General features: G+C 74.4%; 10 protein-coding genes. 6 read left to right on the top strand and 4 right to left on the bottom strand.

The window, feature by feature from the left end; translation table 11 throughout:
* The 4 genes from CJ226_RS17985 to CJ226_RS03405 all read left to right on the top strand — a co-directional run.
* Positions 1-701, top strand: a 701-nt coding sequence (locus CJ226_RS17985) for a DUF4129 domain-containing protein (protein WP_219719844.1), incomplete at its 5' end; no start/stop codon positions are given.
* Positions 698-1,885, top strand: a complete 1,188-nt coding sequence (locus tag CJ226_RS17980) for a DUF4350 domain-containing protein (protein WP_102208307.1) — start codon at positions 698-700, stop codon at positions 1,883-1,885. The genes CJ226_RS17985 and CJ226_RS17980, both read left to right, overlap by 4 nt.
* 97 nt (positions 1,886-1,982) lie before the next feature.
* On the top strand, positions 1,983-2,906 hold the full coding sequence (locus CJ226_RS03410; protein ID WP_257996508.1) for a MoxR family ATPase: 924 nt from the start codon (positions 1,983-1,985) through the stop codon (positions 2,904-2,906).
* Positions 2,907-4,214, top strand: coding sequence for a DUF58 domain-containing protein (locus CJ226_RS03405; protein WP_025103039.1), 1,308 nt, complete (start codon positions 2,907-2,909; stop codon positions 4,212-4,214).
* Positions 4,215-4,232: 18 nt separating this feature from the next.
* On the opposite strand, the gene CJ226_RS03400 is transcribed toward CJ226_RS03405, so the two are convergent.
* Positions 4,233-5,225 (bottom strand): stage II sporulation protein M, encoded by a 993-nt coding sequence (locus tag CJ226_RS03400; RefSeq protein WP_102208305.1) that lies wholly within the window; start codon positions 5,223-5,225, stop codon positions 4,233-4,235.
* Positions 5,226-5,241: 16 nt separating this feature from the next.
* Here CJ226_RS03400 and CJ226_RS03395 point away from each other — a divergent pair, with 16 nt between their 5' ends.
* Entirely contained in the window at positions 5,242-6,051 is an 810-nt protein-coding gene (locus tag CJ226_RS03395; RefSeq protein WP_102208304.1) for an RDD family protein, read from the top strand.
* Between the two features lie 41 nt (positions 6,052-6,092).
* Here the strand turns inward: CJ226_RS03395 and CJ226_RS03390 are convergent, their stop codons facing one another.
* Positions 6,093-6,299, bottom strand: coding sequence for a DUF3499 family protein (locus CJ226_RS03390; RefSeq protein WP_025103036.1), 207 nt, complete (start codon positions 6,297-6,299; stop codon positions 6,093-6,095).
* 77 nt (positions 6,300-6,376) lie between these two features.
* Here CJ226_RS03390 and CJ226_RS03385 point away from each other — a divergent pair, with 77 nt between their 5' ends.
* Complete coding sequence (locus CJ226_RS03385; RefSeq protein WP_231868178.1) at positions 6,377-6,802, top strand: hypothetical protein; 426 nt, start codon at positions 6,377-6,379, stop codon at positions 6,800-6,802.
* 18 nt (positions 6,803-6,820) lie between these two features.
* Here the strand turns inward: CJ226_RS03385 and CJ226_RS03380 are convergent, their stop codons facing one another.
* Positions 6,821-8,203: a DUF5719 family protein gene (locus tag CJ226_RS03380; protein WP_102208303.1), complete on the bottom strand. Its 1,383-nt coding sequence runs from the start codon at positions 8,201-8,203 to the stop codon at positions 6,821-6,823.
* Positions 8,200-11,160, bottom strand: coding sequence for a glycosyltransferase (locus tag CJ226_RS03375; RefSeq protein WP_102208302.1), 2,961 nt, complete (start codon positions 11,158-11,160; stop codon positions 8,200-8,202). The genes CJ226_RS03380 and CJ226_RS03375 overlap by 4 nt, the downstream gene beginning before the upstream one ends.
* Position 11,161 lies beyond the last annotated feature (1 nt).

The following is an 11,161-nucleotide window of genomic DNA, read 5'->3' as shown; positions in this document are numbered from 1 at the left end:
CCCCCCGCCGATGCCGATGCGGGAGGCGGATGGACGGCTCCGGGCAGCCCCCCGCAGCCATGATGCGGCGCTTCGACGACGTCTTCGTCCCGGACGGGGAGGAGGCACGACGCTGGGCCGAGGAGGAGCTGTCCAACCCGCGGTACGCGGACGCGAAGCCCACCTGGTTCGATCTGTTCGCGCGCGACGTGATGCGCTTCCTCGGCGATCTCTTCAGCGGGGACAACGGCGCGAACGTCGGCCCCACCGCGCTCATCGTCGTCACGGTGCTCATCGCCGCGGCCCTGGTCACCGCTCTGCTCGTCTGGGGACGCCCCCGACGGTCGCGAGCGATCCGCCGTCCCCAGGGCGACCTGCTCGGCGCCGCCGACGATCGCAGCGCCGCGCAGCTCCGCGCCGATGCCGAGCGCAGCGCACGGCAGAACGACTGGGACACGGCCGTAGTACTGCGCTATCGGGCCATCGCCCGCAGCCTGCTCGAGCGCGATCTCATCGATCCGGCACCGGGCGCGACCGCGCAGTCGATCGCCCGGTCCGCGAGCGCGGTGTTCGCGGAGGAGGCCGAGTCCCTGCGCCGCGCCGCCGCGTCCTTCGACGATGTGCGGTACCTGCGCCATCCCGCCGCCGAAGACGACTACCGCCACCTCGCCGCGACCGACGAGCGGCTCCGCGCCCACCGCCCAGAGGCGGTGCCGGCATGACGACGACCGCCCCTCCCGACGACGCCGTCGACACCACCGCGGAGCGGCCGAAGCGTCGCACCGCGTCCCTGTGGGGATGGGTCCTCGTCGCGGTGCTCGTGATCGCCGTGGCCCTCGCGGCTTCGCAGCTCGCCGCGACCGGTCCGGGTGCGCGGGGCGCGCTCGACCCGGAGAGCCGGTCCGACACCGGCGCCCTGGCGCTCGCCGAGCTCCTCCGGGATCAGGGCGTCGAGGTCGAGGTCGTCCGCTCCCGGGTGGCAGCAGCGGCCGCCCTCGACGAGGACAGCACGCTCGCCCTGACCAACCCCTACACGCTCTCCGACGAGGCTCTGGCGGACCTGCTCGCGCCGGCCGACCGCGTGGTCTTCCTCTCCACCGGCACGCACCTCCTCTCCGAGCTGGCGGTCGGCGAGAACGCCTCCGGCTCGGCGGCCCCACGGCCGGCCGCGTGCGCCGTGCCCGCGTTCGCCGAGGTCGGCGACATCCGTCCCGATCGACTCTTCTCCCCCGCCGACGGTGTCACCGGCTGCTTCGCCGACGGCGACGCGGCCGCTGTGCTCGTGGACGACCGCGACGGACACCGAGCCGTCGTCGAGGGCGTCAAGCTCTTCAGCAATGCGACCCTCGCTGAGGACGGCAACGCCGCGCTCGGTCTCGCCCTGCTCGGACAGACCGCGCGCGTGGTCTGGTACGTGCCGTCCTACGAAGACACCGACATCGAGGGCGCGACCCCCGATACGCTCGGCACCCTCACCCCGGACTGGGTCACCCCGGCGATCCTGCTGCTGCTCGCCGCGGGCCTGGCCGTGGCCGTGGCCCGGGGCCGTCGATTCGGTCCGCTCGTCGCGGAGACCCTGCCGGTCACCGTGCGCGCCTCGGAGACGATGCACGGACGCGCCCGTCTGACGGCGAGGGCGGCCGACGCCCCGCACGCGGCCGAGGCGCTCCGAGAGGGCACCCGTCGGCGGTTGGCGCGGCGGCTGGGACTGGCCGTGCACGCGAGTGCGGACGAGGTGGCGGACGCCGCCGCCGACCGGCTGCGGATCCCGCGCGGCACGCTGCAGAGCCTGCTGACGGGACCGCCGCCCACCGACGACGCGGCACTGATCGCCCTCGCCCGACGGCTCGACGAGCTGGAGACCGCCGTGGAGACGAGCACGCAGACCCCACGGAGCGACGCATGAGCACCTGCCCACCCCGCATCCCTTTCCCGACCGAAGCCGAGGAGACCCCGTGACCGACGAGAACAGTCCTGCCGACGACGCCGCGCTGCGCCAGGCCATGCACCGCGTCCGCACCGAGGTCGACAAGGCGGTGGTCGGCCAGGCCGGTACGGTCACCGGCCTGCTCGTGTCACTCCTGGCCCGCGGCCACGTCCTGCTCGAGGGGGTGCCCGGAGTGGCGAAGACCCTCGTGGTGCGCTCGTTCGCGCGGGCTCTGGGTCTCGACACCAAGCGGGTCCAGTTCACCCCCGACCTGATGCCGGGCGACGTCACGGGATCCCTCGTGTACGACGCCAGGACCGGGGAGTTCGACTTCCGCGCCGGACCGGTGTTCACGCACATCCTGCTCGCGGACGAGATCAACCGCACGGCTCCCAAGACCCAGGCGGCGCTGCTGGAGGCGATGGAGGAACGCCAGGTCTCCGCGGACGGCGTCAGCCGCGCGCTGCCCGATCCCTTCCTCGTCGCGGCGACGCAGAACCCGATCGAGCACGAGGGGACGTACTCGCTGCCGGAGGCGCAGCTCGACCGCTTCCTGATGAAGCTCGTCGTGGGCATGCCGGAGCGGGACGCGGAGGTGTCCGTGCTGCGGCGTCACGCCCAGGGCTTCTCCCCGCGGGAGCTCACCGGCGTCGAGGCGGTGATCGGCGCCGACGAGATCCGTGCCGCGCAGCAGGCGGCTGCGCGGGTCGACGTGACGGACGATGTCCTGGGCTACGTGGTCGACCTCGCCCGCGCGACCCGGCAGTCCCCCTCCGTCGAGCTCGGCGCCAGTCCCCGGGCCTCGACCGGCCTGCTCGCCGCGGCGAAGGCCTGGGCGTGGCTCAACGCCTCCACCGCCGTGACCCCGGACCACGTCCAGACGATGCTCGTCCCGGTGTGGCGCCATCGCCTGCAGCTCCGCCCCGACGCCCAGATGGAGGGCGTGTCCGCCGACGCCGTGCTGACGTCGGTGGTCCAGCAGACCCGGGTGCCGATCTAGGTGTTCGTCACGGGCCGCCTCGCCGTCGCCCTCGCCGTCGGCATCGTGCCGCTGGTCCTCGCGGGACTGGCGGGATACCCGCCGTACGCCGTGCTGGGCGGATGGATCGGGCTCTGCGTGCTCCTCGTCGTGGTCGACCTCGTCTTCGCGGGTGACCCCCGCGCGGCGACCGTCACGCGGCGCGTCCCGGCGCGTGCGCGTCTGGGCGAGCAGATCCCGGTCAGCGTGGCGGTGGAGAACCGCGGCGCCCGACTGCTCGACGTCCTCCTCCGCGACGCCTGGCAGCCCACCGCCGGCGCGCCGGAGTCGCGACAGCATCTGCGCATTCCCCCTGGCGAGCGCCGGCGCGTGGACATCCCGCTCCGTCCGCGACGCCGCGGCGAGCTGGTCAGCGCCTTCGTCGTGCTCCGCTCCCGCGGCCCGCTGGGCCTCGCCGGCCGCCAGGCGCGGCACCCCGTCCGCGGCGCGATCCGCGTGCTGCCGGCGTTCTCCTCGCGCAAGCACCTGCCGTCGCGGCTCGCGCGTCTACGCGAGCTCGACGGGAACACGAGCATCCAGGTACGCGGCCAGGGTACGGAGTTCGACTCGCTGCGCGAGTACGTGCGCGGCGACGATGTGCGCTCGATCGACTGGCGGGCGACGGCACGCGCGGGCACCACGATGCTCCGCACCTGGCGCCCGGAGCGTGATCGGCACGTCGTCCTCATCGTCGACACCGGTCGGACGGCCGCCGCACGTGTCGGCGACGGCACGAGACTCGACGCCGCGCTGGAGGCGGCCCTGCTGCTCTCCGCGCTCGCCTCCCGCGCCGGTGATCACGTACACCTGCTCATGCACGACCGTGTCACCCGGGCGCGGGTCACCGGCGTGGACGGCACCGGGCTCCTACCCGCGCTGACCGACGCCATGGCCCCGGTGCATGCCCGCCTCGTCGACACCGACTGGCACGCGGCCTTCGCGGCGGTGCGCACCCTGACGACCCGCCCCTCCCTCATCGTCGTGCTCACCGCTCAGGACGCGGCCGAGTCCGCCCGGGGCTTCCTCGGGGCCTTCCCCGATGCCTCGCGGGCCACCACGGTGCTCGTCGGGTCGGTGACCGATGACGGCATCGCCGCGCTCGCCCGTGCCCGCGGGTCCCGCGAGGAGGTCTACCTCGCCGCCGCCGCCGAGCGCACGCTTCGCGACGCCGAGAACGTCGCGGACGCGATCCGCCGGGCGGGCGGGGAGGCCATCGCCGCCGACCCGGAGGACCTGCCGCCCCGGATCGCTGACCGCTACCTCGAGCTCAAGGCGGCGGGACGGCTCTGACCGCGGTCAGCGGAGGCGTCAGCCCGCGACGAGCCGGGGCGTGCCCGACTCGTACTCCACGAGATCGCCGGTCTCTCCCCGCAGGTGCGCCCGGCGGCCCACGACGAGCATGTAGATGAGGAACACCGCGAGCGCCGCCGCCCCGATGCCGATCTTGACCGGCCAGGGCAGCGCCCAGCCGGTGACGAAGCCCTCCACGAGTCCGGAGAGGAAGAGCGCGAACACGAGTCCGAGGGCGACCGTGGCCAGCGCCCTGCCCTCCACGGCGAGCGCTTCACCACGCGTGCGGGGGCCCGGGACCACCCAGGCCCAGAACATGTGCAGGCCGGCGGCCGCGGCGACGAAGATGCACGTCATCTCCAGCATGCCGTGCGGCAGGATGTAGAGGACCATGAGGTCGGCCTTGTCGTGGATCGCCATCACCGCCCCGGACGTGCCGAGGCCCAGGGCGTTCTGCACGAGCATGTAGACGGGCCAGATCCCGGTCACGCCGAACAGCACGCACTGCATCGCGATCCAGGCGTTGTTCGTCCAGACCATGCCCATGAACACCGCAGCGGGGTTCTCCGTGTAGTACCCGGTGAAGCGCTCGTCGGCATACTGCTGGAGGGCGTCGGGCGGCCCGAGGGTGGCGACGAGAGCGGGATCGCTCGCGATCCAGGCGGCGGTCCCGACGGCGACGGCCACGAAGGCGAGAGCGATGACGAGGGTCGTCCATCGCAGCCGGTACAGCGCCGCCGGCAGCTGCAGCCGGAAGAAGCGCGCCGTCTGGGTGAGGATGCTGTCCGCGGCGCCGGTGAGACGGAGCCGCGCGCGCACGAGGATCGTGGAGAGGTAGGCGCCCTGCGGCGACTCCCCGACGGAGGTCTTCAGCTCCGCGAGGTCGGCCGAGGCGGCGCGATAGCGCACGATGAGCTCGTCGACGCCGGCGCCGTCGAGACGAGCCCGGCTCAGGGCGTCCAACCGCTCCCATTCGGACCGGCGCGCATCGGCGAGGGCATCGGCATCCACCTGATTTACTGTACTCATGTCCGCGCAGATCGACGTCTCCGACGAGGTGCTCTCCGGAGAGGCGGTCGCGATCGACGTGCAGCCCGTGGGGTTCCTCCTCCGGGCGGCGGGGGCCGTGATCGACATGCTGCTGGGCTACGCCGTCTTCGTCGGATCGATCTTCCTGCGCCTCTGGCTCCTCGACATCGGCGTGCTCGACCCGGCCACGGATCGCATCGCCCTCGTGGCCTCCCTCGTCGTCAGCTTCGTCGTCCTGCCGATCACGATGGAGGTGGCCCTCAAGGGCCGCAGCCTCGGCAAGCTCGCGGTCGGCGGGCGGATCGTGCGGATGGACGGCGGCGCGGCGGGGTTCCGGCATGCGTTCATCCGCGCGCTGCTCGGGGTGCTGGAGATCTACCTCACGTTCGGTGGCCTCGCGGTCCTGGTCGGCGCCTTCACGGCGCGATCCCAGCGGTTGGGCGACCTCGTCGCCGGCACCTACAGCCAGCGCGTGCGCACACCGAAGCTGTTCACCCCGGCTCCCGTCCTGCCTCCCGCGCTGGCGGGGTGGGCGCAGGTCGCCGACGTGGCCCGTCTCCCCGACCGCCTCGCCCGCCGCATCTCGCAGTTCCTCGTGAGCGCCCCGCGCATGCTCCCGGCGGCGCGCGAGCGCGTGGCGGCCGATCTGCTGGCCGAGGCGACACCGTACGTCTCCCCCGTGCCGGCCGCGCCGGCGGAACTCGTGCTGGTCGGCATCACCGTCCTGCGGCGGGAGCGGGAGCGGCGGGCGCTGGAGAACGCGGACCGCCGGGCCGAGAAACTCACCGGACGACGACTGGGCGTCTGACGTCGCTCGCTCCGAGGCTCTCCTCGAGCGGCGGCCTTCGGTCAGGCGCGAAGGGCCTCGTGGCGCACGACCAACCATCCCGCGGGAACCGACAGCCGATCGGCATGCGGGGCGCACAGATCGTGCGCCTGCGGGTCGTTGGCCGCGCCGAGCGGGCCGAGCGCGGCCATCTGGTCGCCGTAGTCATATGTGAGGGTGGCCACGGCCTCGCGCGCGCAGCCGACCTTCGAGCACAGTCGTCCGTCCATCACCGTCAGCGTACGGCTCCCGGCCGCGCGGGCGGCGGTGCCGCGCCGGGCGGGCACGCAGCGCCTAGACTTTCGGCATGCCCCGTCGTCGCTCCGCCTCCGTCTCCGGTGTCCGTCGCGGCGCCCGACACGGCCGGCACGGACGGCTCGGTCGCAGCGAGGTCGTGAAGCCCCCGCTCGCCCCGTTGGACGGGCGCATCGACCGCTTCGACCTCACCGTCGGCACCGCCGTCGAGTTCCTCCGCGGCACGTGGCCGGAGCTCCAGGACGTCCGCTTCGAGATCGGCGCGCTGCCCACCGCCGAGGTCGACGGCGAGGTGCCGCGCTGGCACCTGGACCGGGACCGGCGGAGGATCGTGCTCTTCCGCATCCCGATCGAGCGCCTCCTGCCGCCCGGCCACGACGACGCCACCCACCGCCGGCTGGCGATCGAGAGCGCCGTCTTCCGCGCCGCGGCCGAATACGTCGGCCGCGAGCCGTGGGACCTGGGGCACGATCACTGAGCGCGCCGCCCGCCCCGCTCAGGGGTAGACGGTGATCGAACTCTCCACCCCGGCGGGCGCGGGGACGGGCAGGACGGCCAGCGCCCCGGCTCCCGTCAGCGTCACCGCCGCGTGCACCGGCCCCGCGGGCTGGAGCAGGTAGGACCGATCGGCGCGCACCTCGACCTCGCCGGTGCCGCCTGCCGGAACGGTGATCTCCTCCACAGCGTCGCCCCCGATCGTGCGGAGGGTGACCGTGACCTCTTCGTCCGAGGGATTGGCCAGCTGCAGCTTCGGGCTCGGCCCCGCGGGAACCGCGAAGGCAACGTCGGTGTCGATCTGCGGAGCGGGTGTCACCCAGGCGAAGTCGGAGCCGGCCCCGAAGCCGTCCTGCTGCCGGACACCGGCGACGACCGGCGCGTCCGCCTCGATCTCGACGGTGTAGGTCCCGGGCTCCAGCCCGTTCAGCGACACCTGGGTCGGCTCGTCGGCGGTGAGCGGCACGGTGAACTCGTCGAGTCCGACAGCGCCGCTCGGCCCCGTCACCCGCACGTGCGCGGTGGCGTCCGCTCCGGGGGCGAGCAGGCGGAGGACGGTCATGTCGCCCTGATCGCCCTCCGCGGCGAAGGCCTGCACCCCCGGGAGGACGAGGTGCTGCTGCGGGCCGGCGACCGCCTCCTGCTGGTCCGCGCCCACGGGATCGAGCACCCGCATCAGCGCGGACTGCAGCACGGCACGTACGGGGGCGCCGATGGCGCTGACCTTGACGACGGGTACGTCGTTACCCGCTGCGACGGCTGTCAGCGGAAGGGCGGTCTGCGTGCGCGGCGGCACGATCACGGTGCGGCCGCCCCGACCGGTCCCGTAGACGGCGAGCGTCACGGTCGCCGCGACATCGGAGGCGTTCCCGAGCAGCACGACGTCCTCAGCGCCGGTGCCGACGGACCCGCCGACCAACCAGGACTCCAGCCGCGGCACCCCGCACGGCGAGGCCGCGAGACCCGCGAGGTCGTCGGCGCCGAGCATCACGGACTCCGCTCCGGCGATCAGCGGCGCCGACCGGCCCTCCACCGCGCCGGTGAGCACGGGGACGTCGTCTCCGTCCACGAGGTCGGGGGTGGCGAGCCCGGACGGCGTCGGTTCACCCGACGTGCCTCCCGCCGTCACCTGTGGCGTGCCCGCGGCGCGCATCTCCAGGGGCGCCGCCGTGTTCCGGCCGAGGGCGCGGAAATCGCCGGAGCACAGCAGGACGCTGTCCCCGGGAAGCGGCGTCACCTGCTCCTGTGCGGGCTCCTGGGTCACGGTAGGCCACGGGGCGTGCACCGCCGCGACCGCCCCGACGACGCACGCTGCGGCGACCACCACGCCGGTGGCGAGGCGCGCGCTCGTGGCGACGACTCGGAATGCGCGCGTGCCGGTCATCGGTCCTCCTCCGTGGTGCGGGCGTCGTCCTGGCGTGGGGCGACAGGGGCGAGGGCCTCATCGCTGCGGGCCGGTTCGTCCTGCGGCTCCTCCACGGCGCCCACCGGGGGCTCGTCCCCTGTCTCCGGCTCGCGATCCTCCGCGTGCCGCGGGAGTACCAGCGGCTCCTCGGGCGCTCGGCCGACGATACGGGACCGCGCCCGCGCGGCGCGCCGCGACGCACGGGTGGGGATGGACAGCAGCAGGGCGGCGAGGACGACCAGCAGCTGGACGGTCACGACGAGGCGCGCCGTGCCCTCCTCACCGGCCGTCAGCTCGGCGGGGGCGGCAGGCTCCCCCTCCAGGCGCCAGAGCACGCCGCGGTCGGTGGACCCGGCCTGCGTGAGCCCGGCGCGCTGGTCGATCGCGGCCACGGACGCCGTTCGCAGCGACCGCGCCCGATCCCCCTCGTCCTGCACCGCCGCGAGGAGCACGTAACTGATCCCCCGGTCGAGCAGCTCCGAGGGGGCGTCGAAGTCGCGCGCGGAGATGAGGTCCACCGCGAGGGTGGAGACGTCGTCGCCCTGGGGCTCGACCGCGGTCGAGAGCATCGTCGTCTGGGCACCCAGGGTCTCGCTGGCCCCGTGAACGACCTCGACCGCGAGCCCGCCGTCGTTCTGCGGCGTGAGGATGAGGGTCGCGACGGGCTGGTCCCCGGCCGCCTGCGCGCGCACGTACGCCGGAAGCGTCGACTCGGGACCGTTGGTCAGCGCGGATCGATCGGTGTGGAGCGCGGTGAGGGCGGGCACGGCGCAGGCGACGAGGGCGAGAGCCGCCACGCCCGTCGCGGCGACGCGGAGCCGCGGCAGCGGGAAGGCCGTGTCCAGGGTGACCGTCGCCGCGCCCACCACGCCGATCCAGGCGAGGCTCAGTCCGGTGCCCGGCCAGATCGGGACGGCGGTTCCCTGCGTGGACGCGACGCTGATGCCCACCGCGAGGAACGCGGTCCCCAGCCCGGTCAGGGTGATGACCAGGAGGGTGATGCCGGCGCGCCACCGCGGGGACACGGCGGACCCGAGGGCGAGGAGCGCGAGCGGGGCGCACAGCAGTGCCGCCCAGGTCCCGGGGACGACCGTCGCCCAGCCGGCGAGGTCGTCGGTCGGGAAGCCGGTGGCGAGAGCGAGACGCCCGGCGACATCGGCTGCGGCCTGCGGCCCGAGCCAGGTCAGCCCCGGATCCGCGAGAAGGCCGAGCGGCGTGCCGTGCGCGAGCTGCCAGAAGACCAGAGGCGCGAACAGGGCAGCCGTGGGCAGCGGCAGCCAGAGGAGGCGGCCGGCGCCGCGGAACTGGGCGGTGCCGAGCACGATCCCGAGCGCCACGACCCACAGCACGGCGAGCGCCGGCGCGAGGACCGGCGCACACGCGAGGACGGCCGCGAGGAGCAGGGACGCGCTGCCGGCGGCGCCCCACGAGCGGTGTGCGACGACGGCGGAGTGGAACAGCCACGGCAGAAGCAGATGCACGAGGACCGCGGCCGGCCGGCCGTCGACGAGCGCGGTGAGGAAGGTCGGCGCGAGAGCCCACGCGATGCCGGCGAAGATGCGCAGGCCGGCACGATCGGTCACGCGTGTCGCCGCGAACCACCCGCCGAGGACGGCGAGCGGCAGCGCGAGGATCCACAGCAGGACCACCGCGAAGGAGGGCGCACCCGGCCACAACGAGCCGAGCAGGGCGACGACGGCGGCGAACGGATCGGCGGGTCCGACGACGTCCAGCCCGACCCCGCGCATCCCCCAGGCGGCGTCCCTCCACAGCGCCCCGACCGTCTCCCGCAGGGGAAGCAGGCCGCCCCCGCCCAGGGCCGGCCAGGCGAGGAGGCTGGTGAAGGAGACGATGCTCACCACGAGTGCGGCCAGGACCGCCCACGCACCGCCGCCGGAGAAGAACCGCAGCTCGCTGACGGCTCCGTGCTCGCTGCCGTGCCCGTCGTCGAGCCGCCGTCGCAGCTGCGCGGGCGTGACCCGCAGGGGGGCGATACTGGCCCAGGTGGAGGAGCGGAAGGAGCGGATCCGCGCGCGGGAACGCGCTACCGCCCCGAACCGGACCATGGCGGTGAGCGCCGCGCCCCACTCCGGGGACACCGCTTCCGGCCGCTTGCCGACGAGATGGGTGAGGGAGCGCCAGAGCGCGAGGGGCAGGAAGGTCAGCCAGTGCAGGGGGACCGCGACCGTCGGGGCGTACGCGAGACGCCGATGCAGCTGCGCGAGGCGGGTGACGAAGGCACGGCGGGATCGTCCGGTCGGCAGCGCTGCCGGGCCGTCCGGTGCCGCGGAGACCCTGGCCGCGGGAGCGAGGACGACGCGACCGCCTCCGAGCCGAGCGCGCACGCCGAGATCGAGACCCTCGTCCGCGCCGGCCAGGGCGGGGTCGGGGCGCAGAGCCTCGCGCACCTCGCCGCGGATCAGCAGGCCGCGGATGTCGGCGCCGAGGGCCTCGTCCATCCGATCGTGCTGCCCCTGGTCCAACTCCCCCGCCGCGAGCTCCACCGCGCGACCGAACGTGGTCATGCTCACGCCCAGGGATACGATCTCGCGGTCGTTGTCGGTCGCGACGAGCTTCGGGGCGACGATCGCGGCGGACGGCGAGCGCTCCAGCATGCCGGTGAGGCGCTCCAGCGCGCGCGGGTGGGGCGCCGTGTCCTGTGCGAGGATCCAGATCGCCGAGCCGTCGAGGATGCGGGGCCGTGCCAGGTCGATGGCCTCGGCGAAGGAGGTCGAGGGCCGCGCCTCGATGATGCCCTCGACGGTGGCGGCGACCGCTCCGCTCTCCCGGGCGGTGGCGGCGTCGCCGCACATGATCAGCGTGACAGCCGCAGGGGGAAGGGTCTGGGCGCGCACGGCATCGAGCGTGCGGAGGAGCTGGGCGCGGGCGGAGGGGCCGGGGCGCGCGACGATGAGGGCATGGACTCGGGCTGGCATG

The organism is Microbacterium sp. UMB0228 (genome assembly GCF_002871415.1).
GTDB lineage: Bacteria > Actinomycetota > Actinomycetes > Actinomycetales > Microbacteriaceae > Microbacterium.
This window is presented reverse-complemented; position numbering and strand designations above follow the sequence as displayed.

What these genes read in the sequence shown, in the direction of transcription:
- CJ226_RS03385 (WP_231868178.1), top strand. Translation starts at nt 6,377, where the DNA reads ATGCCCCGTCGTCGCTCCGCCTCCGTCTCCGGTGTCCGTCGCGGCGCC.
- CJ226_RS03395 (WP_102208304.1), top strand. Translation starts at nt 5,242, where the DNA reads ATGTCCGCGCAGATCGACGTCTCCGACGAGGTGCTCTCCGGAGAGGCG.
- CJ226_RS03375 (WP_102208302.1), bottom strand. Translation starts at nt 11,160, where the DNA reads ATGCCAGCCCGAGTCCATGCCCTCATCGTCGCGCGCCCCGGCCCCTCC.
- CJ226_RS17980 (WP_102208307.1), top strand. Translation starts at nt 698, where the DNA reads ATGACGACGACCGCCCCTCCCGACGACGCCGTCGACACCACCGCGGAG.
- CJ226_RS03390 (WP_025103036.1), bottom strand. Translation starts at nt 6,299, where the DNA reads ATGGACGGACGACTGTGCTCGAAGGTCGGCTGCGCGCGCGAGGCCGTG.
- CJ226_RS03380 (WP_102208303.1), bottom strand. Translation starts at nt 8,203, where the DNA reads ATGACCGGCACGCGCGCATTCCGAGTCGTCGCCACGAGCGCGCGCCTC.
- CJ226_RS03410 (WP_257996508.1), top strand. Translation starts at nt 1,983, where the DNA reads ATGCACCGCGTCCGCACCGAGGTCGACAAGGCGGTGGTCGGCCAGGCC.